Source organism: Solirubrobacter ginsenosidimutans, from assembly GCF_027587205.1.
Window position 1 is genome coordinate 1 of record NZ_JAPDOD010000010.1, and the last position, 25138, is coordinate 25138.

General features: G+C 70.0%; 17 protein-coding genes, 1 tRNA gene and 1 other RNA gene. 7 read left to right on the forward strand and 12 right to left on the reverse strand.

What is annotated here, in order from left to right; genetic code table 11:
• The 3 genes from OM076_RS13205 to OM076_RS13215 all read right to left on the reverse strand — a co-directional run.
• Positions 1-413: hypothetical protein (locus tag OM076_RS13205; RefSeq protein ID WP_270040435.1), on the reverse strand; the 413-nt coding region annotated here is incomplete at its 3' end.
• Between the two features lie 137 nt (positions 414-550).
• Positions 551-1060 (reverse strand): c-type cytochrome, encoded by a 510-nt coding sequence (locus OM076_RS13210; protein WP_270040437.1) that lies wholly within the window; start codon positions 1058-1060, stop codon positions 551-553.
• Between the two features lie 31 nt (positions 1061-1091).
• Positions 1092-4808 carry a DNA polymerase III subunit alpha gene (locus tag OM076_RS13215; protein ID WP_270040438.1) on the reverse strand — a complete coding sequence of 1239 codons (3717 nt, stop codon included), beginning with the start codon at positions 4806-4808 and terminating at the stop codon, positions 1092-1094.
• A 178-nt stretch (positions 4809-4986) separates the two neighbouring features.
• Between OM076_RS13215 and OM076_RS13220 the strand changes: the two genes are divergently transcribed.
• Positions 4987-5406 (forward strand): dihydrofolate reductase family protein, encoded by a 420-nt coding sequence (locus OM076_RS13220; protein ID WP_270040439.1) that lies wholly within the window; start codon positions 4987-4989, stop codon positions 5404-5406.
• Here the strand turns inward: OM076_RS13220 and OM076_RS13225 are convergent.
• Positions 5391-6578, reverse strand: a complete 1188-nt coding sequence (locus OM076_RS13225; RefSeq protein WP_270040440.1) for an MFS transporter — start codon at positions 6576-6578, stop codon at positions 5391-5393. The genes OM076_RS13220 and OM076_RS13225 overlap by 16 nt on opposite strands.
• Positions 6579-6720: 142 nt before the next feature.
• Between OM076_RS13225 and OM076_RS13230 the strand changes: the two genes are divergently transcribed.
• Complete coding sequence (locus tag OM076_RS13230; RefSeq protein ID WP_270040441.1) at positions 6721-7248, forward strand: GNAT family N-acetyltransferase; 528 nt, start codon at positions 6721-6723, stop codon at positions 7246-7248.
• Here the strand turns inward: OM076_RS13230 and OM076_RS13235 are convergent.
• The 3 genes from OM076_RS13235 to rnpB all read right to left on the reverse strand — a co-directional run bounded on the left by OM076_RS13235 (position 7220) and on the right by rnpB (position 10403).
• Positions 7220-7744 carry an SMI1/KNR4 family protein gene (locus OM076_RS13235; RefSeq protein ID WP_270040442.1) on the reverse strand — a complete coding sequence of 175 codons (525 nt, stop codon included), beginning with the start codon at positions 7742-7744 and terminating at the stop codon, positions 7220-7222. The genes OM076_RS13230 and OM076_RS13235 overlap by 29 nt on opposite strands.
• Positions 7745-8169: 425 nt before the next feature.
• A complete protein-coding gene (locus OM076_RS13240; protein ID WP_270040443.1) occupies positions 8170-9837 on the reverse strand; it encodes a Y-family DNA polymerase in 1668 nt (555 codons plus the stop codon).
• A gap of 232 nt (positions 9838-10069) precedes the next feature.
• Positions 10070-10403: RNase P RNA component class A (gene rnpB, locus OM076_RS13245), an RNA gene on the reverse strand.
• 41 nt (positions 10404-10444) lie between these two features.
• Here rnpB and OM076_RS13250 point away from each other — a divergent pair.
• Both OM076_RS13250 and OM076_RS13255 read left to right on the forward strand, forming a co-directional pair.
• Complete coding sequence (locus OM076_RS13250) at positions 10445-10681, forward strand: hypothetical protein (protein WP_270040444.1); 237 nt, start codon at positions 10445-10447, stop codon at positions 10679-10681.
• A gap of 84 nt (positions 10682-10765) precedes the next feature.
• A complete protein-coding gene (locus OM076_RS13255) occupies positions 10766-11614 on the forward strand; it encodes a 3-hydroxybutyryl-CoA dehydrogenase (RefSeq protein ID WP_270040445.1) in 849 nt (282 codons plus the stop codon).
• A gap of 3 nt (positions 11615-11617) precedes the next feature.
• Here the strand turns inward: OM076_RS13255 and OM076_RS13260 are convergent, their stop codons facing one another.
• Genes OM076_RS13260 through lexA form a run of 3 tightly spaced genes read right to left on the reverse strand, consistent with a single transcriptional unit; the run spans position 11618 to position 13226 of the window.
• The gene (locus OM076_RS13260) at positions 11618-11998 is read right to left on the reverse strand and encodes a nuclear transport factor 2 family protein (RefSeq protein ID WP_270040446.1); all 381 of its coding nucleotides are present in this window, start codon (positions 11996-11998) and stop codon (positions 11618-11620) included.
• An 11-nt stretch (positions 11999-12009) separates the two neighbouring features.
• Positions 12010-12567: a hypothetical protein gene (locus tag OM076_RS13265; RefSeq protein ID WP_270040447.1), complete on the reverse strand. Its 558-nt coding sequence runs from the start codon at positions 12565-12567 to the stop codon at positions 12010-12012.
• A gap of 11 nt (positions 12568-12578) precedes the next feature.
• Complete coding sequence (gene lexA, locus OM076_RS13270; protein WP_272597969.1) at positions 12579-13226, reverse strand: transcriptional repressor LexA; 648 nt, start codon at positions 13224-13226, stop codon at positions 12579-12581.
• Positions 13227-13332: 106 nt separating this feature from the next.
• On the opposite strand from lexA, the gene OM076_RS13275 reads away from it, so the two are divergent.
• A tRNA-Leu gene (locus tag OM076_RS13275) sits at positions 13333-13417 on the forward strand.
• 142 nt (positions 13418-13559) lie between these two features.
• On the forward strand, positions 13560-14882 hold the full coding sequence (locus OM076_RS13280; RefSeq protein WP_270040449.1) for a tyrosine-type recombinase/integrase: 1323 nt from the start codon (positions 13560-13562) through the stop codon (positions 14880-14882).
• Here OM076_RS13280 and OM076_RS13285 read toward each other — a convergent pair whose 3' ends face one another.
• Positions 14883-15185, reverse strand: a complete 303-nt coding sequence (locus OM076_RS13285) for a helix-turn-helix transcriptional regulator (protein WP_270040450.1) — start codon at positions 15183-15185, stop codon at positions 14883-14885.
• Between the two features lie 346 nt (positions 15186-15531).
• Positions 15532-17934, reverse strand: a complete 2403-nt coding sequence (locus OM076_RS13290) for a hypothetical protein (RefSeq protein WP_270040451.1) — start codon at positions 17932-17934, stop codon at positions 15532-15534.
• Between the two features lie 166 nt (positions 17935-18100).
• On the opposite strand from OM076_RS13290, the gene OM076_RS13295 reads away from it, so the two are divergent.
• Entirely contained in the window at positions 18101-25117 is a 7017-nt protein-coding gene (locus OM076_RS13295) for an RHS repeat-associated core domain-containing protein (RefSeq protein WP_270040452.1), read from the forward strand.
• Positions 25118-25138 lie beyond the last annotated feature (21 nt).

Consider the following 25138-nt stretch of genomic DNA (forward strand, 5'->3'; position numbering starts at 1 on the left):
GCCCGGCGCCGGGCGGCGGAGTCGTCGCCCGCGGGAGCCCTGCGCGGCGCGGCGTCTGCGCGGTCGTCCGCCGGCCAGTCGCCGCTGCGCGGGGCGACCTGGCGGCGTTCGTGCTCGTCGGCCCAATCGCCGCGGCGGGCGCGGACCTCGTCCCACTCGTCGGCGCGCCCCGGCGTCTCTTCCGCGCGGCGCGGATCGGACGGGCCGGACACGCGGCGCTCGAAGCGGTGGGCGTCCGTGTCCTCGCGATGCTCCGCACGGCGGTCGCCGCGCTTGAAGCGGCGGCTGGGCATGCGGTCGAAGATGTCCTCGTTGACGCCCCAGTCGGCGGCCGCGTGACGACGCCGCGGCGACTGCTCGTCGCTCTCATGGTCATAGAACGCCCTGGTGCGGGCGTCGTGCTCTGGGGCCATGTTCTTGACTCGTCCTCTTCCTCTTGCTGACGGCGTCGAGCAGTTTCAAGCTCGCGCCAGAAGAGCGGCGCTACGACAACCGGACCGAGTTCGATCGTACCAGCGGTCGTGGCACCTGCACGCTTGTGCTTTTTACATCAACCGCCGGACGGCTTGTCAGTGCCCACGGACTTTGCGACAAATTCCGCTACGTCTTCCGCGTCTTGGCCCGTGTAGATCTGGGCAGGCATCTGACCGTTGCCGTTCGCGCGACCCTTGTTGATCGCGTCGAGGACGAACTGCTTGTTGGGCGCAAGCTGGTCCAGGTTCGGACCCACCTGGGCGACGGCGTTGGCCGCCTTGAGCGTGTGACACAGACCGCAGCGACGTCCGAACAGCTCCTGGCCGTGCTTCTCGTTCGCCGTGAGGTTCGTGATCCCCGCGTGCGGGATGTCGTCGTTGTCCTTGTCCGACGCGATGACCGCGGCGGGCACCGCCACGCCGAGCACCAGCAGCGACACGACGAACGCGAAGGTTGCGAAGCGGCGACTGCCTCGCGACTGCGAGTGCAGCACCGTCCCCACGCCACCCTTGCCGCCGCTCATGGCGAACAGCAGGGTCCCGAGGCCGAGAACGACGAAGGCAGCGACAAATGCAATGGTGCTCACAGGTGCGCAATCTACCCGCTCGTGCGGTTGCCTAGCGTCGTCGTCCGGACGCGAAGCTCTGGATCGGGGGCGAGACCTGGCGGAACTCGCCCATCGTCGAGGCCGCCTCGCGCCCGCCCTGAGCGCCCTCGCCGCGGCCCGCCGCGGCCGCTGCGACGCGCTTTTCGGCCAGTGCGACGACCTCCGCCGACTGCTCTTCCGGCGCCACCAGCGACCGCACCGCCTTGACGAAGACGTTGATCCCCCCACCCGCCTGCGGCAGCTTCTCCAGCCGCCCCTCGCACAGCAGCAGCGGCTCGCTGCGCACGGTCAGCCGGTTCATCTCATAGAGGTCGGGCGGGACGATCAGGTTGATCGTCCCGAACTCGTCCTCGAGCAGCAGGAACACGATCCCCTTGGCCGTCCCTGGCCGTTGCCGTGCGACGACGAGCCCGCCGAGCTTGACCGGAGCATTGTGTGGCATCCGCACCAGGTCGCCGATCGAAACCGTTCCCGGCTCCAGCGACGGCCGCAGCAGCTGCATCGGGTGCGGCCCGAGCGTGAGCCCGGTCGTGGCGTAGTCGCCGATCATCGACTCCCACGGCGTGAGCGGCCGCAGATCCGGCGCATCCGGCACCTCGAGCGGCAACGCCAACTGCGTCCCTTCGAGCGTCCGCTCCCCCGGCACCGCGACCCCGAGCTGCCACAGGGCCGTCCGCCGCGCGTGTTCCGACGAGCCGCCGATCAGCGAGTCGCATGCCCCAGCCCACGCGAGCCGGTCCAACGATGCACGCCCCGCGCCCGCCCGGGAGGCCAGGTCGGCGAGCGACCGGAACGGCCCACCTTCCTCCCGCGCCGTGACGAGCGCACGAACCTCCTCCTCCTTGACCCCGAGGATGAACCCCAGCCCGAGCCGCACGATCGCGGAGGGAGGCGCCTTGCCGCCCGCGGGTGAGGGGGCCGCGGCTTCGCGCGGTGCGGCAGCGAGAGGCGTCGCGCCGTCACGCTCGTGCGGGTGGTCGTCCGCGACCGCGACGAGGCGCCGCGGGACGGCGTCTTGAGGTGGGGTGGCGAGGCGGTGCGCGTCGGCCAAGCGCGCCGCCGCGTCTCCCTCCGGTGCCGGCGCGACGCCCGGCACCCCGGACCAGCGCGCGCCGCCGAGATCGGGCATCGGGCCGAGCTCCGGCACCCACTCGACGGTGCACAGTGCATCGCTGGCGTTCACGTCCGGTGGGGCCAGGGCGATACCGCGTCGCTGGGCCTCGTGGGCGAGGGTGTCCGGGGCGTAGAAGCCCATCGGCTGCTCGTTCATCAGGGCGCAGAGGAACTCCGGGCCGTGGTGGACGCGCAGCCAGGTGGACTGGTAGGCGAGCAGGCCGAAGGCGGCGCCGTGGGCCTTCGGGAAGCCAAAGCCCGAGAAGCCGACGATCATGCCGTAGACGCGTTCGGCGACGTCCGCGCTGACGCCGTGGGCGGCGGCCGCACCGTCGAGAAAGCGCTGGTGGTAGGCCTCGATCGCCTCGGCGGAGCGTTTGCGGCTCATCGCGCGGCGCAACCCCTCGGCCTCCCCCGGTGAGAAGCCGGCGAAGGCCATCGCGACCTCGATCACCTGGTCCTGGAAGATGATCGTGCCCAGCGTGTCCTTCAGCACCGAGCGCAGCGAATCGTGCTCATAGGGCACGACGTAGTCGGGGTTCTCGCGCAGTGTCTGCAGGCGCGAGATGTACGGGTTGACCGCCCCGCCCAGGATCGGGCCGGGGCGCACGATCGCGACCTGGATCGTCAGGTCCTCCAGCGACCGTGGGCGCGTGCGCAGCAGCGATGCCATCTGGGCGCGCGACTCGATCTGGAAGACGCCCATCGTGTCGGCGACCTGGATCGCATCGTAGGTCTCGGCATCGTCGTACGGGATGCGGGAGAGGTCCACCCGCTCCCCGCGTACCCGCCCGATCTCCTCCACGCAGCGCTCGACGGCGCTCAGCATCCCCAGCCCGAGCAGGTCGATCTTCAAGAAGCCCGCGTCGGCGCAGGAGTCCTTGTCCCACTGGCAGAGCTGGCGGCCCTCCATCGCCGCCGGCAGCACCGGGCAGCAGTCGATCAAGGGCCGCGTCGAGACGATCATCCCGCCGGAGTGCTGCGAGAGGTGGCGTGGGAGCCCGTAGGCCTCGTCGCACAAGCGCGCCAGCCACGCCCAGCGGCCGGGCAAGCGGTCATAGGCCGGCGACGACGGGTCCGTCTCATGCGCCTCGGCCTGGTCCGGTCGCTTGCCGTTGACCATCGCCAGCCACTCCCCCGTGCTCATGGCAAACGCCGCGGCGCGAGCGTCGGGATCGATGAACGGGCCCGCCTCCGTGGATGGCTCGATCCCCATCGCGACCTCGACGTCTCGCCCCACGTTCTTGACCGCCCACGGCTCCGCCCCGCGCGCCACCCGCTCGAGCTCCCCCGGCGGCAGGCCGAGCACCTTCCCCAGCTCGCGGATCGCGCCGCGCGAGCGGAACGTCGGAAACGCCGCCACCAGCGCCGAGCGCTCCTTGCCGTAGCGGTCATGGATGCGCGGAATCAGCTTCTCGCGCACGTCGCGCGGGAAGTCCAGATCGATGTCCGGCAGCGCATTGAGTTCCTCGTTCAGGAACCGGCCGAGGAACAGATCGTTCGAGATCGGGTCGATATGCGAGAGGCCGGTGAGGTAACAGACGATCGAGGACACCGAAGACCCGCGCCCGCGCCCGGGCGGCAGCAACGCGCGGGCCGAAGCCGGCCCGCGCACCTCCACCGCGACGTCGCGCGCCAGTTCCAGCAGGTCGCGGTGCAGGAGGAAGAACCCCGCGAGGCCGAGCACGTCGATCACCCGCAGTTCCTCGATCAACCGTGCATGCGCGGCACCGTGATTCGAAGATCCGGCCGGATAGCGCACCTCGAGCAACGACCAGCACAACTCCGCGAGCTTGCGCGGCGCCGACTGATCCTCGGCGCCCGGGTAGCGGTAGCCGAGGTCGGTATTGAGGTCGAACGTCAGCCGCGCGGCGAGCTCTCCGCTCTCTTCCACGGCTCTCGCGTGCCCTTCAAAGCGCGCGGCCATCGCCTTCGGTGAGGTCAGCACGTGCGCGGTGTTGCCCCGCCGGACGGGCTCTGAGGCATCCAGCGTCAGGTGGTGGCGCAAGGCCACGAACGCGTCCTGCAGTGGCGCCCGCGAGCGCGCGTGCGCATGGACGTTGCCGGTCGCCACCGTGGGCACGCCGAGCCGTTGCGCCAACTGGGCGAGCTCGCGGTTGCGCGAGCGGTCATGGCGCTGGAACGGGCGCTGCAGCTCCACCCGCAGGTGATCGGGACCGAAGGCGGACAGCAGCCGGCGCAGCGTCGGCTCGTCATGCACGCCGTGATCCGCGCACCCGCTCAGCAGCACCAGACCCGCCGCGTGCTCCTCCAGCGTCTCCAGGGGAACCGCCGGCGGCGGCTCGTGCTTCTCGCGGTCGTACTTGTGCGCCCGCGTGACGATCCGGCACAGGTTCCGCCACCCCGTGTGGTTCTCGACCAGCAGCGTCACGTGCCGCCCGTCCGTCAGATCCATCTCGACCCCATGGATCGCCCGCAGCCCCAGTGGCCTGGCCGCCACCGCGAACTCCATCGAGCCCGAGACGCCGTTGTGATCGACCACCGCCATCGCCGAGTGCCCGGCCGCGACCGCCGCCGCCGCGAGCTCCGCAGGAGAGGACGCGCCGTCCAGGAAGGAGAAGGCGGTGTGCGCGTGGAGCTCGACGTAGGGCACGAACACATGTTCGCACTCGGGTCGGACCGACAACTCCCGGCAGATCCTGGAGTCTCCAGCGCTATGCGACGACTGATCCTGAAGATGGAGATGAGCCTCGACGGCTTCGTCGGGTACCCCCGGCGAGGAACCCGGGTGGCCGGTCGAGTACTTCGACGACGAGCTGACCGCGTACACGGTGGAGCTCCTCGGCAGCGCCGGCGTCCACGCCGTGGGCCGCGTCTCCTACGGGCTCATGGCGCCGTACTGGCAAGCATCCGACGAACCGATCGCCGCGCCCATGAACGCCATCCCCAAGGCCGTGTTCTCGAGAACGCTGCGCTCGGCGACGTGGCCCGAATCGACGGTCCACCCTGATATCGAGCGAGGGATCGCCGAACTCAAGACGCAGGACGGCGGACCGATCATCGCCCACGGTGGCGCCACCTTCGCGCAGACCCTCACCCGCCTGGATCTGGTCGACGAGTACCGCATCAACGTCCACCCGGTCGCATTCGGCGAGGGCTACCGGCTGTTCGGCGGTCCACTGAAGCTGCGGCTGGTCGCGACGAGGACGTTCGCCCGCGGAACGGTCGCGTACACCTACGCGCGCAGCTGACGGATCGCCGGCACCGAGAGCAGTACCGCGTTGGTGACGAGCAGCAGCCCGCCCGCCACCCACAGTGCGGGATAGAGCCCGATCAGTGCGGCGACCGGACCCCAGATCACCAGGCCGAGCGGCTGGAAGGCGAGCGAGCCGAACCAGTCGTAGGCGCTGACGCGCGATAGCGACTCGTCGGGCACCTTGCGCATCAACGTCGACTCCCACACGGAGTTGCCGAGCATCATCCCGACGCCGCCGAACATCGCCCCCAGCGCGAGCACGGGGACCGGCGCCCGCGCAGCCAACAACAGCAGCGGCACGACGAAGAGCGCGTACGTCGCCGCGGCGAGGACGAGCGGTCGCCGCGGGCGAACCCGCACCGCCGCCACGCTGCCCAGCAGCGCCCCGATCCCCAGCGCCCCGAGCACCGTTCCCCACACCGCCGCGCCGCCGAGATCGCGATCCGCGACGACGGGTCCGAGCGCGCTCCACGCGCCCCAGAGCATGTTGCCGATCCCGGCCGCCAGCACGAACGTCCACACCCACGTGAGCGAGCGGAAGACGCTCCAGCCCTCCCGCAGGTCGGACATGAAGCTTCCCGCCTCGCGTACCGCACGGTCCGGTAGCCGCAGCCGCGCCAGGAACGCCGCACTGGCCGCGAAGGTGCACGCGTCCAGCGCCAGCGCCCAGCCGGGTCCGACTGTCGCGATCAGCACGCCCGCCAGCACCGGGCCCGCGATCTCCCCGCCGCTCAGCACCGTCGCGCGCACGCCGTTGGCCTCCTGCAGCCGCTCGGGCGGGACGATCGCCGGCAGGATCCCGGTCGACGCCGGATTGAAGAACCCGGTCGCCGCGCCGGTCAGCCCGGAGAGCACCGCGAGCATCCAGATCTCCGCCGCTCCCGCGATCAGCAAGGCCGCGATCGCGCCCTGCGTCGCCACGCGCACGAGGTCGGCGATCACCATCACCGCGCGCCGGGAGACACGATCGGCGACGACCCCGCCGACGAGCAGCGTCGCCACGAGCGGCACCAGCCGGAACGCGAGAACCAGGCCGACCTCGGCAGGCGAGCCACCGAGCGAAAGCACGGCGAACGCGAGCGCGATCCCCACCATCCGATCGCCCAGCCAGGAGATCGCCTGCGCGAAGAACAAGAGCCGGGACTCGCGCAGCCGGAGCACTCCCATCGCGGGGCAGCGTATTTCCCGACGCCAGACCCGCGAGCCGCGGGCCTTCTCGCGCATCGGCCCGCCTCGCCGTTGCGGCGCGGATCGCGCCCGGACGGCACCCGCGCGCGGGTTTGCGGCATCCGTCAGGTAGAACGCAGGTGTGGATCTCCTCGAGACGCCGCGACTGCTCCTTCGCCCGTTCGGGCCTGGCGACGCGCCGCTGGTGCATCGCGTGTACTCCGATCCCGAGGTCATGCGCTACGTCGCGACGGGCCCGATGGCCGATCTGGCCGTGACCGAGCGCCTGCTGCAGGACTACGAGGCGCACCAGCGGCGGCTCGGCTACTCGTTCTGGGCGGTCATCGAGCGCGAATCGGGGTCGCTGATCGGCGACGCCGGGCTCTACCGGACCCCGACCGGCGAAGTCGAGCTGGGCTACACGCTGGGGGTGGCGTGGTGGGGCCGGGGATACGCGACCGAGGCGGCGTCGGCGTGGCTGTCGTGTGCCTTCGAGACGCTCGGCATCTCCGAGGTCGTCGCGCTCGCCGAGCCGGCGAACGTCGCGTCGACGCACGTGCTCGAGAAGCTCGGGATGCGGCGGGCGGGCGAGCGGATCGCGTTCGGGCGTCCGCACGCGGTGTTCCGCACGCAGCGAGCCCTCAGCGGCGCTGTGCTGTCTGGACACTGATCGTCCCTCCGAACCACCCGAGCCAGAGTCCGCGAACGTCGGGCACGATCGTCCGCCGCTCTCCGGTGGTGCGCTCGTAGTGGATGACGCCTTCACGGTGATCGAGACGCAGGCAGAACCACCCGCTGGCGGCGTCGTCGCCGATCAGGAGCAGATCGCTCGGCCGCTCAGGCTCGAAGTTCTCGTCGACGATCCGCTCGAGCGACCACGCGAACCAGCGGTAGCTCTCCGCGTCGTACACGCCGTCCGTCGCTCTCAGGAACTCGACCTGCTGCTTCGGGAAGGTGAGGCCGAGACTTCCCTCCGCCGACGCGATCGCCTGCGCGGAGGCGCCCGGCGGCAACGTCACGTCGGGTGCGACGAACTCGAGCTCCGTCCGCCAGTCGAACGCCTCGCCCGCCCACTCGCTGCCCATCAGGCCACGCCCGGCCGCCGAGTCACGCTCGCGCAGCACGTCGGCGACCACGCGCAAGCGCGGACCATCACCTCTGGGCATACCAGCGCCCCTCGATGAGATCGCGAAAGACGACCAGGTCCCTTCCATCACCCGTCACCACCTCCCAGTACCGCCGTCTCAACGGAGCGTCCGTCCACCATCGGTCCTCGACCAGCCATGACTCGCGCACCGCGTCGACCTCTCGTTTCTCGATCATCTGTGGCCGTCCTGAGCCATCCGCCTTGACCCGCACCGCCTTCGGCTTGGCGAGCCGCCGCGGCCCTCGGCTCGCCACCGGCTCGATCCCCGCGCCGGCCGGCCCCGGGACCCGTCGCGGGCCGCCGTGGGCGGGCGGCGGGCCTGCCGGTGGGCGGCTCGGGGGATGCCCGCGCTCCGCGCTCATCGCTCCTCCCGAAGGGGTGTTTCGAGAACCCTCACGGGGAGTGAGCAAAGTCGAAACACCCCCCGCGCCGAGGGCGCCTGGCTCACGGTTCCCATGGTGCGAGCGCGAGGCGGCGTTCCGGCACGCGCGAGTCGGGGTCGACGGCGAGGATGCGCAAGGCCGCGTCCGGCCCCGCGGCCGCGCGGGTCTGGCGGACCGCTTCGCGCAGGCGGGCGCGGCGGATCGCCGCCGGCTCCGCCAGCAGCGAGCGCTGGTCACCGCTGGGTGGACCGAAGGCCTCCACGCGCAGGCGCAGCGAGTCCGCGGGTGCGGGCAGCTCCGTGAGGCGGCCGGTGATCGCGAGCCGCATCCGGCGCGGGTCGGCCAGTGCCTCGCGGAAGGTCATCTGCGAGCGCCAGGTCCCCCCGCCCACCAGCGCCGCCGAGAGCACCACCGCTCGCACCGTGCGGCCGCGCCGTTCGGGCCGGGCGAGCACGCGGTCGATCAGCATTCCGAGCGCCCGTTCGAGTTGCGGGCCCGAGGCCGACTCCGGCAGCTCGAGCACCTCCTGCAACCGTTCGGACGGCACCCGCGGGCGCAATGGCGTGTCCTTCCCGCGCGCCAGGTCGCGGGCGATCGTCCCGGCATGGCCGAACCGGTCGGCGAGATGCGCCCGCGAGAGCGCGGCGAGCTCCCCCAGCGTCGCGATGCCGAACCGCTCCAGCGCCTCCGGCAGCGCGGCGACCTCCGGCCGCGCGCTCAGTAGGGAGACGGGCAGCGGCGCGAGATAGGCGGCGAGGCGGGCGGGCGAGTCCGGCGCGATCTCCGGCCGTCGCGCCCGGGCCCGGTGGGCTGCGGCGAGGGCGGCGAACCGCGAGGGCGCGGCCCCGACTCTTCCGGCGCCGGACGACGCCGCGCTCGAGGCGCTCGACCCGATCCGCCCGATGCTCGTCTCCCCGGTCCCACCGCCGGGAGAGCCCAAGCCCCGTGTGGAGGGAGCGCCGCCGCCCGGCGCGCCGAAGGCGACAGAGGTGGCAGAGGCGGAAGGCGTGTGCGCGCCGACCGGCGCGCCGGGCGCGGGTGGAGACGAGGGCGCGCCGGGCGCGGGTGGAGACGAGGGCGCGCGGGGCGCGGACGGAGACGAGGGCGCGCCGGGCGCGGGTGGAGACGAGGGCGCGCCGGGCGCGGGTGGAGACGAGGGCGCGCGGGGCGCGGACGGAGACGAGGGCGCGCCGAGCGCAGGTGGAGACGAGGGGGCGCCGGGCGCAGGCGGAGACGATGGGTCGCCGAAGACCGGTGGCGAAGAGTCGGCCGGAGACGGTGGCGCGGCGAAGGCCGCGAGCAGCGACGGCGGCCCGCCCTTCTCTCCACGCGTGGCGGCCGCGAGGGCGCGGCGGGCGGTCCTGATCACTCCCTCTACGGAGCCACCGTGGATGCTGCGGAGACCCTGTTCCTCGAACCAGGCCGTGCCCGGATGGTCGGATTCGACCGCCGCACCGATGCCCTCCAGGGCGGCGACGACGCGCTCCCAAGCGTCCGCGACGCCGGCGGGATCAGGCGTGACGAGGCGGAGGGTCGGGCAGCGTGCCAGCGCCTCCCCCAGCCGCAGGCCGGCGCGGACGCCGTAAGCCTCCGCGGCAGCAGAGGTCTCACCGATCAGGGGCTCGCGGCCGATCTCGGGAGCGAGGGCGAGCGGACCCGCGGCGAGGGCTTCGCGCCCGCCGGCGGCGACCGCCAGCTCGAAGCGTGGGAGGAGGATGCAGACGACCATGTGTCGAACACATGTTCGCATCGGGTTCGGACGGACGAACACACGATCGCAGTCTCGACGCTCACTCCTCCCCCTCCCGCCGGGTCGCTCTCGTATATGAGTAACCCTCAACTAGAGGGTTACTGAATGACCGACCGAAAAGCCCGCGTGGACGCAGTTAGCCGCGATCACAGGCAAATAACCCCTGCTCTGTGAGTAACTCCCGAAAATAGAAGAGGCCCCGAGGGGCCTCTTCCGTAGCGGATCTATAAGCCGGATTCTGTCTTGAGCAGCCATCTATCTCTGCAACCGACCTGGACCTTGACGGGCAGCCTGCAAACGGTCCGGCTTGGTCTTGCATCAGGTGGGGTTTGCCTGGCCGCCGCGTCACCGCGACGCCGGTGCGCTCTTACCGCACCTTTTCAACCTTGCCGGGCCGCTCTCGCGAACGAGGGCGGCCTTAGGCGGTGTGTTTTCTGTGGCACTTTCCCGCGGGTTTCCCCGGGTCGGCGTTACCGACCACCTCGCCCTGTGATGTCCGGACTTTCCTCGAGGGCATTCGCCCCCGCGACTACTCGATCCGCCAGGTCAAAGTAGCTGGTTGTAAAGGTATGGTGATTGAACCGGCATGAAGCCGTCCGGGGTGGCGAGAACACTGGGCATGAGCATGTACGACGTTGTCTACATCGACGCGCAGGGAGAGGAGACTCCAGTCGCCCAGCAGCTCGACGACCGGAAGGACGCCGCGGACGTAGCGCGGCAGGCCGCCGCCGAACGTGGCGCCGGCCGCATGGTCCTCCCCGGTTCGAGCCGTTTGCGCAACTGCGTCTGCGTCATCCCTGTGCCACCTGCCGAAGCGGCCTAACCGCCACATCCGCGCGGCCGGAGCTGCCCCGAGCGGCGTCCGCCGTGCGCGCCTCCCATCGCCGGTCCGCTAGGTTCTGGCGCCATGCGAGTGGGTGTGATCGGTGGCGGCCTGATGGGGTCGGGGATCGCGGAGGTCTGTGCGCGGTCCGGTGTCGACGTGACCGTCGTCGAGGCCGACGACGAGCGCGCGGAGCGGTCGCGGGCCGCGATCGAGCGATCGCTGGCGCGCGCGGTGCGCTCCGGCAAGTTGGACGAGGCCGGCCAGGCCGCAGCCCTCGAACATCTCGCCGTCACCTCGACGTTCGAGGACATCGCGGGGTCTGACGCCGCGATCGAGGCCGTCGTCGAGGACGAGCAACTCAAGCGCGACGTCTTCAAGCGTCTCGACGACCTGCTGCCCGACGCGAAGTTCCTTGCCTCGAATACGTCCTCGGTGCCGATCATGAAGCTCGGCGCCGGCACCAAGCACCCCGGCCGCGTGCTGGGCATGCACTTCTTCAATCCCGTGCCGGTCCTGCCGCTGGTCGAGCTCGTGACGTCGATCATGACCGAGCCCGAGACCGTCGAGGCCGTGCGCGAGTTCGCCGAGGGCACGCTCGGCAAGCAGTGCATCGACTCCCAGGATCGAGCGGGCTTCGTCGTCAACGCCCTGCTGATTCCGTATCTGTTGAGCGCGATTCGCATGTACGAGTCGGGGTTCGCCTCCAAGGAGGACATCGATCACGGCATGGTGCTCGGGTGCGCGCACCCGATGGGGCCGCTGCGGTTGTCGGATCTGATCGGGTTGGACACGCTGCTCGCCGTTTCGGAGTCGCTCTACGACGAGTTCCGCGATCCTGCCTCGGTCGCGCCGGCGCTGCTGAATCGGATGGTCGAAGCCGGCCTGCTCGGACGGAAGTCCGGGCGCGGTTTCTACGACTACTCCAAGTAGGGCTTAACCCAGGATCGAGGAGTGGCGGGCGACGACCTGCCACTTGCCGTCGCGGCGTGACCACACGTCGGTCAGCCGGAACACGTTCGACAGGTTGTTCTGGTCCCAGCTCGCCACCTGCGAGTACCGGGCGTGGACGACGCCGGTGTCACCGAACACATCGATGTCCATGTGCTCGTACGCGAACGACGTGATCGTGTAGCCCTCGCGCGCCGCGCCCATCCACTGTTCGCGCGACATCGGTTCGGGATACAGGTGGATGGCCGTGAACCGGAAGCCGGGAGCCACGAGCTCCTCAAGCCGGTCCATGTCGCGCGCTTGCATCGCCGACATCCACTCGTCTTCAAGCTGCGCCAGCTCCGTCCGATCCGCCGAGTCGCTCATCGCGCCGGAGGCTATTCGATCGTCGTCCCGCACGATGAGCAGCTGCCGTGCAGCGAGCCGGCGAACGACGCCACGACCTCGCCGCGGCACACCGGGCACGCCGCGGGCAACCCCGTCGCCAGACCCTCCCATACGCGCGACATCACGTCGTCGAGCGTCGGCCCGGTCAGGGGTGCCCGCGGCCTGCGCACGTCCTGGCGGGCAAGCGTCGCCCGCTCGAGCGTCTCGAGCTCCAAGTCCGCGCCCTGCACCGGTACCTCGGTCGGCACCGGCCCGGCGAGGAGCTCGGTGCCCGCGGCGGTTTCGCGCGTGTAGGCCGCAAGATCCTCCGCGGTCGGACCACTCTCGAACTCGACCGCCGCCGGCGCGTCGAAAACGCCGGCCTGCACCTCATCCACCGGAGTGCTCGGGGCCTCGCCACGCGGGCCCTCCGGCGCGCGGGCTGCCTCCGGCTCCGGCGCGGGACGCTGCCAGGGCGCCGTGGCGCCCGGCTTCAGCGCGAAGGCCTCGCCGCCGAACAGCGACTCCTGCCTGTCGTCATTGTCGAGCGGTCGTCTCCGCTCCGTCATCAGGGTCGACATTAGGCCACCTTCCTCAGGACTCCGACGACGCGACCGAGCACGCGCACCTCGCGCGAGCGAATCGGCTCCATCGTCTCGTTCTCGGGCTGCAGGCGCACGTGATCGGCTTCCTTGAAGAACCGCTTCACCGTCGCCTCCTCACCCACCAGGGCCACGACGATCTCGCCGTCAGCCGCCGTGTCCTGCCGACGGACGACAACCCAGTCGTCGGGCAAGATGCCGGCGTTCTTCATCGACTCGCCGCGGACCCGCAGCAGGTACTCCCCATCCTCGCCACCGGCGATGTCCGGAATCTGCACGTAATCCTCGATGTTCTCCTCGGCGAGCAGCGGCGCCCCGGCCGCGACGCGACCCAGCACGGGAATCCCCGACGGCGTCACCGCGGACTTCACGGCCTCCATGGCCGACGCCACCGGCCCCGTCGCCCGGTCGAGCAACTCGATCGCCCGCGGCTTCGACGGATCGCGCCGCAGCAGCCCGACCTTCTCCAGATTGGCCAGGTGCGCGTGCACCGTCGAAGACGACGCGAGCCCCACGGCCTTCCCGATATCCCGCACCGTCGGCGGATAGCCGTGGCCCGCGGAATAGCGTTTGATGAAGTCGAAGATCTCCTGCTGGCGCTTCGTCAGATCCTTTCCAATGTCCATGCGCTTCGCGGTCTCCTCAACAGGTCGAACGTGTGTTCGCACAAGGTATATCCCCGAGCGGACAGACTCAACCCTCACTCCGCGGGCTATACTCGCCGTCGCCCTCGCGCCGATGGCGGAATTGGTAGACGCGCCAGGTTGAGGGCCTGGTCCGGGATAACCGGGTGGAGGTTCGAGTCCTCTTCGGCGCATCGCAGAAAGCCCCGCTCCGGCGGGGCTTTCGTCGTCCTCAGGGTCGGTTCGATCCGCGGGGGCCACATTTCGTGGCAACGCCCTCTGACAAGTGGGCCACAGCTTTGTGGCCCAGCCTGTGGCCCACGTCGGAGGTTCCCGATGAGTATTGACTACGAGCCGTCCCGCGACCGCTATCGCGTTCGGTGGCGCAAGAACGGCAAGCAACGCAGCCGCCGCTTCGCGACCCGAGACGAAGCCGAAGGGTTCGAGGCGTCGTTGTCCCCTCAACCGGAGGAACCCGAGCCACCCCAATCGGTCGAACCGTCCGGTGGTGGTGTGTATCCGTATGAGACCTCGGACGGCAGGCGGTGGCGCTTCGTGTTCCGCCAGTCAGACGGTGGCCTGACGACACGTCGCGGCTTCACGAGCCGGACCGCCGCAACGACCGCTCGCGGCCGAGCCATTGAAGAGGTACGGCGCGGAGAAGTTCGCGTCAACCGGGATGAGTTCGCAGTGTTCTGGGCGGCACTGCTGGAGGCCAAGCATCCGTACATCACGCCCGGCACGCTCCAGGACTACACGACGCACGGGCGCAAGCGACTGTTGCCGTGGTTCGGCGAGCTTCGCCTTGCAGCGATCGACGAGGATCGTGTCCGCGATTGGCTCTCTGACATGGCCGAGATCGTTGCCGACGATGAGCTGAGCCCCAAGACCGTCAACAACGCGCGGACCTGCCTCTCGATGGCGCTCGGCGAGGCGGTTCGCCGCCGTCATCTGACCCAGAACCCGTGCCGGTATGTGCCGGAGCTCCCGGTTGAGAGGGCCGAGATCGACTACCTACGTGTCGGCGAGATCGAGCGCTACCTCGAAGCGTGCGCCGACTACTACCGCCCGCTCGCCGAATTCCTGATCGGCACCGGCGCACGCATATCCGAAGCACTGGGCATGCGGTGGCCCGACCTCGATCTCGACGATGGCGTCGTCCGGATCTCACGGCAACGGGCGCGTGGGACTGGCGGCACGACCCCAACAAAGGGCAAGCGGTTTCGCTCGGTTCAGATCGGACCGCGGCTCATCGCGACGCTTCGACGCGTCCGCGAACAGCGCGACCGTACAAGCCAACCTGACGATGGCTGGCTCTTTCTCTGCCCGCGGCCGCTGCGTGGCCGCTACTCACGCCGGACCGAACCGACCCCGCCGAACCGTAAGACCGCCCACGACTGGCACGAGTGGGCGCTCGAGGACGCCGGCCTGCGGGACATGCCGCTGCACTCGCTCCGCCACACGGCAGCCACGCTCTGGCTGGCGACGCCGCACCCACTGATCTTCGTGCAGCGCCAGCTCGGACACCGCTCGATCACGACCACCGAAGAGCACTACGGGCACTTCGAAGCTTCGTTCGTCAAGCGCGCGGCTGAGCAGACGGAAGCGTTGATCGGCCGGTCTACGCCTGCGACGAACGCGGACGCTCTCGCCGCGTAGTCAGTTGTGTATGCCGTCCTCGGCGAGCCCATCCAGCAACAGCTGTGGGTTCGCCGACACCAGCGCCTTGGTCGCTCGAGTCGCAGCGCTCGCGGCAGACTCGCCCGGAAGCCATTCCCGGCGAGCGTTCTCTAGCCACCGCTCGACGTCATCGCGAAAGAACCGCAGTGGCCCATCAGGGCCGCCGAGCCGCACGTATGGAATGCGGCCAGCCTTCGCGGCCTCGTAGACCCAAGAACGCGACACGCTCAGGTAGTGAGCGAGGTCCGACGGTTTGAGGAGATCCGTGTCCAGATGCGTCATCGCGTCCTTCCTGTCTACTCCAAGCCGTGAAGGATGCGATTCGGGCAATCCGAGACGTCCAGCCGCGATTCCTACATGCGGTCGCCAGGGTCCCGCATGCACCGCGAGCCCACGAGTGATCCGCTCGCAACCTGTCAGACGTCACGAATGACGGGTTCTATGAGTTTTGTAGGTTCGCTGCGTGGTCGCCAAGCCGCCGTGCCTTTGCGTTTCTGCGGCCCACTCGCCGCAGAGCACGGACGCGCAGCAGTCGCCGCTCAGTCTCGCGCCGCTCGTGTCGTGACCGAGTGAACCGTGTGCTGCGTTCGCGTCGTCCGCGCTACCTAACCGGGTGAATCCGTCCTGATCACGGCCGCAACACGGCGATGAAGATCCAGCGGGCCTTGGCTGAGGTCCGGTATTTGAAGTCTCCACGGCGCGCGCCGTGCTGGAGTGTGCCGCGAATCACGCCGTTGCGCGCTGCGCGCACCTGTCGGACACCGGTCCCCGCCCGAGCGGTGAAGCGCGCGCTTCGGTGCGTTGGCACGCGGAGAAGAAATTGACCGTCGGACCGGCGCGCGACAATGTGGCGGACACTCAACTCACGTTCCGGGGCCGGTGACTCCATCGTATTCGGAGAGGGCTCCGCGGCTGGCGGTGCTGCCGACACTGCGGGCACCTCGTCGCGCGGTACGACCGCGTTCGGCGCTAGCTCCGGCGCCGGGTTGGAGGCGACGATGTCGAGGCGCGCCGTATTCGTCGCGTCGAACGTGTACCCGGGCGGCGGGACTTCCGTGAACTCGCCGTCGCGCGGACCGCTGTGCAGGCGTGCGCGTCCTCCGAACGGAAGCGCCACGTCGATGACCGGTTCGAGACGACCGGCCAGCGCCGCCGGGAGCGTCGTGGTCAGGCGGCTGCGATCGTCGCCACCGACGTGCGGTCGATAGATCCCGTCTGCGGTTTGCCGGAACGTGCTCCCCGACCACAGTTCGCCCCGCACGACCTCGAGCACGCCGTCGTTTTCGAAGGGGACCGACCACGCCACGGTGGTACTCGATGCGCCCTTGCGCACCACACCAGCATTGAAGATCAGCGTGTCCGTACCACCGACGATCGAAGACGTTCCATCGACCAGGAACATGCCCTCATTGCGCATGTGGGCGCGTCCGCCAAGCGTCAAGGACTGCCCAGGCGTGAGCGTCACCGTTCCGAGGTTGTGCAGGGTCGCGTTCGCGAGCGACACGCTGCCGGTGATGTGCGCCGCAACGTCCCTCCCAAGCCGGAGGACGCCGGTCATCGCGACCGAACCACCCGACCACTCGAACTCCTCGGTCACGTCAAAGCGCCCAGCCCCTCCCAACGCACCTCCGGTGAGGTTGAGCCGATCAACGGTCACCTGCCCATTCACCCGCAGCGCGGCGCCGGTGATCACGATCGGTCCGTGCAAGGTGTTGGCCTGCAGAGTGGTGCTGCCCGCGGTGAAGGTGATCGCGCCGGCGCCGGCCGCCGTGTAGGCGCCGGTGTTGATCGCGCCCGTCGGCGAGCCGCCGGTGAGATAGAACGGGCCCTCGGGGGTTGAGAGCTCGCCGTCGTTGTCAAGCGCGACCCGCAGGAACGCCGGGGTGCTCCCGGCGACGTGGGTGATGCTGCCGCTGTTGTGGATCTCCGCCCCGCCCTGGCCCGACAGATCGCTGTTGCTGTCCAGCCGCAGCGTCCCGGCCACCTCCAAGCGCCCGGCCAACACCGCCGAGGAACCCGCGACCTCCGCCAGCGCGCCCGACGCGATCGTCGCCCCGCCCGCCGCATTCAGCGTCCCGCCGCTCCAATTCAACGAACCCGTGACCGAGATCGCCCCATCGGCCTGCAGCGCGCCGCCGGCCAGGTTGACGGTGCCGGGCAGCGTGAGATCGCCGGCGACGCTCAACGAGCCAGAGACGAACAACGGCGCCGTGAACGTCGTCGAGCCGCCGAGCACCCGCAGCGCGGCGCCGGTGATCACGATCGGTCCGTGCAAGGTGTTGGCCTGCAGAGTGGTGCTGCCCGCGGTGAAGGTGATCGCGCCGGCGCCGGCCGCCGTGTAGGCGCCGGTGTTGATCGCGCCCGTCGGCGAGCCGCCGGTGAGATAGAACGGGCCCTCGGGGGTTGAGAGCTCGCCGTCGTTGTCAAGCGCGACCCGCAGGAACGCCGGGGTGCTCCCGGCGACGTGGGTGATGCTGCCGCTGTTGTGGATCTCCGCCCCGCCCTGGCCCGACAGATCGCTGTTGCTGTCCAGCCGCAGCGTCCCGGCCACCTCCAAGCGCCCGGCCAACACCGCCGAGGAACCCGCGACCTCCGCCAGCGCGCCCGACGCGATCGTCGCCCCGCCCGCCGCATTCAGCGTCCCGCCGCTCCAATTCAACGAACCCGTGACCGAGATCGTGGAGTCGGCTCTGAATTCCCCTCCCAGCAGCTCCACGTCGGCTACGACTGCGAAGCCGGCCCGGAGGCTTGCAACGATCCTGAGGCGACGAGTGCCTTCGATTGAGGCCACGGTGACGGCGGTCGACACGGTGATCGGAGCGCCATCGCCGAGGCAGACCTGATCGGTCGCATCGGGGATTCTCCCGCCGGACCAGTTAGCCGGTGTGCTCCAGTCGCCGGCGGTGGCGGCGATGAACGTCGCCGTGCACGCGGTTTGGTCAGGAAGTGCGCGAGCCTGCGCAGCATCGGGAAGGAGCAGCGCCAAGCCTGCGGCCAGAGTACAAAGCCCGATCGGGAGACGGCTGACCATTGAAGGCGAAATCTTTCACGCCAGGGGAGCGTTGCCATCAAACATCTGTCCAGCGGCAGCACGGACGAGAGAAAACGCGCACGTTCAGCCGCACGTTGAAGGATCTTCACTCCAATGGACGGATGTCCGATGGCTTCATCGGGCGGTCATCGAAGAGATTGCGTCCATGCACCATCGCCGGGTCCTGGTGCGCTGGGCTCGGTGGTCTGTGGCGAGCCTAGCGCTGATCGCGTTGTCGACAGCTCCGTCTGCGGCGGCGCCGAAGCGCTTGCCCGATCTCGCACCGTCCGCCCCTGCGTGGACATCCTCGGCCGACAAGCTCGCGCTCAAGCTCACCATTCGGAATCGAGGGAAGAGCGCGGCCAAGCGGACGACATTGGAGATCGCACTCAGCACCGACGCGACCCGTGACAAGAAGGACACGCGGCTTGGCGCTCCGTCGGCGGTAAAGGCACTGGCAGCCGGCAAGACGGCCCGGATCTCCGCGGCCGTCGCGATTCCGCCGAGCATGGGCGCTGGGAGCTACCGGGTACTCGCATGCATCGACCCGGGCGGCAAGCAGCGTGAGACGAATGAGCGCAACAACTGCGTCGCCGCGGCCCGCGCGCTCACGATCGCCGCCAAGCCGCCGCTCAACGGCCCGCCTCTGGAACCGGGCTCACCGTTCCCGCTGCCAGGCCCCGCGCCCGCGCCGGATCCGACAGCAACACCCACGCCGACGCCGACGCCGACCGCGATCGCCACGGCGACCGCGACCGCGACCGCGACGGCGACGGCAACTGCCACGGCGACGGTCACGGCAACTGCGACCGCGACGCCGACAGTCACGGCAACTGCGACCGCGACCCCGACGCCGACGGTCACGGCAACTGCGACCGCGACCGCGACCGCGACGCCGACAGTCACGGCAACTGCCACGGCGACGGCAACCGCAACCGCGACCGCGTCGCCGACCGCCACGGCCACCGCGTCGGCGACGCCTACCGGCATCCCAGACACGGTCATCACCTCTGGCCCGTCGGGCGCGGTGACTGCCGATTCGTTGACGTTCGCCTTCTCGTCCGATCAACCGGGCGCGCAGTTCGAGTGTCGGCTCGGCACGACGACGTTGTTCACGCCGTGCACGTCTCCAGCGCGCTACGACGATCCCCCAGCCGGCGCATACGCCTTCGAGGTGCGTTCACACAATGCGTTCGGCGTCGATGCGACGCCGGCACGGCGTGATCTCGTCATCACGCGGCCGGCGCCCGCGCCCGGGCCAGAACTCACCCCGCCGCCGGACCCGGCGCAACAGGCGCCGCCCCTGCCGCAGGACGAACCGACGTCGTTTGGCGAGTCGATCACGTTCCTTTACGATGGCGCAGCGGCGCCGCAGAAGGACGTCGAACCCGGCGCGATCACGCAGTCGCGGGGCTCAGTCTTGCGGGGCTGCGTCCATACCCGCCTGGGAAGCCCGGTGTCCGGCGCCCGAGTGAGCATCGTCGAGCGGCCGGAGTTCGGCTACTCCGCGACGCGGGAGGACGGCTGCTTCGACCTTGCGGTCGACGGCGGCGGCACGACCGTCGTACGCGTGGAGCGGGAAGGCTACATAGCCTCCCAGAGGACGCTCTCACCGGGCTGGGAGGTCGCCGATCGCGTGGAGGACATCGTCGTCGTGCCCTACGACACAGTCGCCAACGAGATCCGACTCGACGACAGCACGAGCACGCAGGTCGCCGTCGCGAGCGAAGTAAACGACAGTTCCGGCTCCCGTCGAGCGACCTTGATGTTCGACCCGGGCACGGAAGCCACAATGGAGTTGCCGAACGGTGATGAACGTCCCCTAACGGACTTGCGTGTCCGCGCCACCGAGTTCACGATCGGTGCCACCGGCGAGAACGCGATGCCAGGGACACTTCCTCCGACGTCTGCCTACACGTACGCCGTTGAGTTCAGCGTCGATCAGGCGGTCAAGGCGGGTGCGGAGACGGTGCGCTTCGACAAGCCGGTCGCCACGTACGTCGAAAATCTCAATCACATGCCGGTTGGCGCCAAGGTTCCGGTCGGCTATTACGACCGCGAGGCAGGTGTGTGGAAGGCCGAGCGCGACGGTCGCGTGATCAAGCTGATCGCCGAGTCCGGTGGACGCGCGTTGGTGGACACCGACGGCGACGGCACGCCCGACAATACCGGCGTCGACGACGGCGAGCGCGCCCGTCTTGCCGCTGCCTACGAACCCGGCCAAGAGCTCTGGCGGGTCGAGGTCAATCACTTCAGCCCCTACGACTACAACTACCCCTACGGCCTATCCGGAGATGCCGTCATGCCGCCCGGGTCGGTCACAGGGCCAGCGCAGGATGGCGCCTGTGACACCAGCGGGTCCGTCATCGGCTGCACGGACCAAAGCCTGGGCGAGGTGGTTCCCATCCAGGGCACAGACCTTTCGCTGAACTACAACAGCACCCGTGTGCCGGGTCGCGTCGAGCAGCGAACCATCGAAGTTCCCGTCACACCGACTGCGGTTCCCGGAAGCTTGGAGTCGGTCGACGTCGACGTTGAGGTGGCCGGCAGGACAACGCGCCGTACGTTCGGGACGACGCCCAACCAGCGCTACGCCTTCGTGTGGGACGGGCTGGACTTGTACGGGCGCCCGGTAGTTGGACGCCGCACGGCGACGGTGACCGTCACGTACAACTACGCGCTCGTCTACTACGCGACGCGTGAGGAGTTCGACCGCAGCTTTGCCAACGCGGCCGCCATCGACCTGCGCCGGACGTACGCGTCCGGGCGCAACACCGCGGCAGTGCAGCGCTCGTTCCAGGTGGACATCGGCATCAATGACGCCCGCAACGCCGGGCTCGGCGGTTGGACGCTCGACGCGCTACAGGCGTATGACCCGGCGACCCGGACTCTGCAACTGGGCACCGGCGAGCGCCGTTCGCTGGCGACCGATCCGACGCTGGCGACGCTCCGCCGCGTGGTCGGCACGGGACAGAGCGGCACGACCGGAGACGGCGGTGCTGCCCTGGACGCTCGGCTGACCTCCTTGCAGGCAATGGCGACGACCTCCGACGGGGGACTCCTGATCGCCGATGCGAGCGCGAACCGCGTGCGCCTCGCGCGACCGGGCGGCACGATCCAGACGATCGCTGGTACCGGTACGTACGGCTCCACTGGTGATGGCGGCGCGGCGCCGGCGGCCCGGCTCGCCGCTCCTGCCGGCGTCGCGGTGATGCTCGACGGCAGCGTCCTGATCGCCGACACCGGCGCCAACCGGGTCCGCAGGGTCGACACTGCGGGAACGATCCGGACGTTCGCCGGCGGCGGCACGCCCGCGACGGGCATCGGTGACGGCGGACCGGCGAACGCGGCCCGCCTCGTGCGGCCGACCGGGCTCGCGGTCGGCGCCGACGGCACGGTCTACGTCGCGGAGTCCGGGGCCGACCGGGTGCGTCGCGTCGGGCCCGACGGCACGATATCGACGCTTGCCGGTACCGGCGAACCCGGTTTCAGCGGCGACGGCGGGGCAGCGGCGGTCGCGCAGCTCAACGAGCCCAACGCCGTGGCGGCGGACCTCGACGGAACGGTGTACATCGCCGATTCGCGCAATGACCGCGTGCGCCGTGTCGGCGCCGACGGGACGATCACGACGCTGGCCGGCGGCTCGTCCGCGGCGAACGCCGGGGACGGCGCCGACCCACTGAATGCGCGCATCGACACGCCGATCTCGCTCGCGATCGATCGGCAGTCCGGCGACCTGTTCGTCGCGGGCCGCGGCGACGGGCTGGTGCGGCAGATCCAGCCCGGCGGCGGCATCGCGACCGTCGCCGGCGGCGGCGACGCCAGCCCCAACGACTCCCAGCCCGCACTGCGCACCCGCTTCAGCAACCTGCGCGCGGTGGCCATCACCGCGGATGGGACGCTCTACTACGGCGACGAGGGGTCGCTACGCGTGTGGCGCCAGACCCCGCTGCTGGAGGGCTTCCGCGGCGGCGCCTTCGCCGTTCCCGACAGCGACGGAAGCCTGCTCTACGTCTTCGACGCCGCCGGGCGACATCTCCGCACTCTCAACGCGGAGAGCAACACGACGCTTCTCTCGTTCGGCTACGACGCCCGCGGCCTCCTGACCACCGTTCGCGACGTGAACGACAACGTGGTCACGATCGAGCGCGCGTCCGACGGCACGCCCACCGCGATCGTCTCGCCCGGCGGGCAGCACACCGGGTTGACCCTGGACGCAAACGGGTGGCTGTCGAAGATCGCCAACGACGCCGGCGGCGAGTTCGAGATCGGCTCCACCGGCAGTGGCCTCATCACCCGCTTCCGCAGCCCGGCGGGCCGGACGTCGACGTACGACTTCGACGACGGCGGCCGCGTCATCGCAGCCCACAACGCGGCCGGCGGCGTGAAGCGACTCGAGCGCATCCCCGGGCCGGCGAACGGAGCGAGCGTGCGCGTAACCGGCGTCGAAGGCGACGTGACGACGTACACCCGCGAGCAGCTCGATTCCGCCACGGCCAGCCCGCTGCTCCAGGCGACGGTCGCCGGACGGGCGCAGAGCGCGATGCGCACGACCGTCCAGCGAGCCGGCGAGAAGCCGCTCGTAACCATCGCGCGCAGCGACGGGAGCTCGACCGTGACGTTCCCCGACGGCACGGTCTCGGAGCGTCTCAACACGCCCGACCCCCGCTGGGGCATGCTCGCGCCGGTTCCCGGGCGCTCGCGTACGACGACGCCGGACGGGCGCGTCAGCACAGCAGAGGTGACCCGGACGGTCACGCTCGCCGCTTCGGACGATCCGACGTCGCTGAGGACGCTGACGGAGAACCAGACGGTCGAGGGGCGGACGTCGCAGATCCGCTACGACCGTGCGGCACGCCGGACAGAGTCCGTGGCGCCGACGGGGCGAGTCACGCGCCGCTACTACGACGCGCGCGACCGCCTCATCCGGCTCGAGCTGCCCGGAAGCACCATCCCGCGGGAGTACAGCTACGACGAACATGGGTCGCTCGCGCGCGTAGCCCAAGGGGCCCGCGAGACGACCTACGGATATGACGACCGACAGCGCGTCGTGTCGCAGCGCGACGGACTCGGCGCCGAGGCGACGTTCGCATACAACCGCCTCGATGAGATCACCGCGATGACACGGCCGGGCGGCGCAACGTACCGCACTGAGTACGACGCCGACGGATTCGAGACGGCAATCGAGGTGCCCGGTGGCCCGCGCTACGTCCACGAACGCGGCCCGTTGGGCGAGATCGCGAGCGAGACACTTCCCGATGCAGCGAAGACGACCTTCGCTCACGCGCTCGACGGCGCGTCGACGGTGAGACGCCTGCAGTCTGGCGCCGAGATCGCGACGACGTACGACGCACTGCGCCGCCCGATCTCCACCACCTCGTCCGGCGGCACGACCACGACCGGTTGGACCGATGCCCATCAGATCGGATCCCTCACCCGTACCACTCCCGGGGGGCAGGCGAGCGGCGTCGCATACACCTACGACGGCACGTTGATCGTCGGCGGCCAGCTCACCGGCCCAACGGCGGCGACCGCCGCGTACGACTTCGGCGACGACTTCGAGCTCGACGGCACGACCCTCGAGGTGGGCGACGACAAGCAGGCGATCCCGCTCTCACGCGACGGCGACGGTGAGCTCTCGCTGATCGGCCCGTTTTCGATCACCCGCAGCACCGCGACTGGACTCACATCACGCATCGACGACGGACAGCGCCGGGTCGAATTCGGCTTCGACGGCTACGGGCGCGAGACCTCTCGGACGGGAACGATCGCTGGCGGGGTCCGCTTCACGGCACAGCGCGAGTACGACGCAGAGAACCGGCTCACCCGGCGCACTACCACAATCGGCGTAGGCACCGAGGACCTCCGGTACTTCTATCGAGCCGACCGGCGGTTGGACCGCGTCGAGCTCGACGGTGCGGTGAGCGAGCGCTACGCGTTCGATGTCCGCGGGAACCGGACGAGCGCTGAGGCCGGCGCGAAGACGCATTCGGCCTCTTTCGACGCCCGCGATCGCGTCATCACGCTCGACGGGCACGCCGTCGGTTACGACGCCGACGGACGCCTGCTCTCACGGCCCGGGCTGTCGCTGACGCACGCCGCGACCGGCGAGCTCGTCAAGGCCGTGACCTCCGCTGGTGAGACGTCCTACCAATACGACGCACTCGATCGCCGCATCGCGCGCACCACGAGCGCTGGCACGACCCGGTACTACTACGCGAGCCCGGCCGGCCTGTCCCCGAGCGCGGTGCGGCTCGCGGACGGCACGTTCGTCGGGCTTCGCTACGACGCCGCAGGCACGCTGATCGCGCTCGAGCGCGGAGGCCATCGCTACTTCGTGGAGACGGACCCGGTCGGTACACCCACGGCTGTGTTCGACGATTCCGGCGCGGTGGTCAAGCGGATCCGGCGCAGTGCCTACGGAGAGCTGTTGACGGACACGATGCCCAACTTCGAGGTCCCGATCGGCTTCGCAGGCGGGATCGACGACCCGCAGACCGGGCTGACCCGCTTCGGGCTGCGCGACTACGACTCCGTGATCGGCGCGTTCACCGCTCCCGACCCGGCTGGGCTCGCGGGCGGCGATCTGAACTCGTACGCGTACGCGCTCGGGGACCCGGTCAATACGAGTGACCCCGCCGGAACCGACAGCCTCTCGGACCGCTTCTCGAGCGGTGCCGCGACGGTGGGCGGCTGGGTTGGCGACGGCGTCCAGAGCGGCACGGACTGGGTCCTCGACGCGCTGCCGGACAGTGCGTGCGTCGGTGGGAGCGGCTACGCCGGACCGGGCGCGGGGGCCAAGCTGTGCGTCGGCACGGATGGCATCGGCGGGTGCATCGAGGTCGGGCTCGGCGCCGGAGGAGGCGTCGAAGTCGGCGCCGACGGGCTGCCCGGCAATACAGTTGGCGTCTCGGCCGAGGGGACGCTCGGCCTCGCCAACGGCGGGGTCGGTGGTGCATACGACTTCGACTGCGGCGAGACCACCTGGGACGGATCGGTGGGTGTCGGAACACCATGCGGCCCGAGCGTCAGCATGAGCGGGGACCTGTCTGGCTCCTGCTCGTTCGAAGGGGATAAGAAGAACAGCAAGACCAAGAAGAAGAGCAAGGGCGGCGGGTCCAAGAACAAGAAAGGGCTCGAAGGCGCCGTCAAAGCCCGCAGCTGCTACTCGAAGCAATGGTGACGGTGCGCGCCTGTTTCGTGA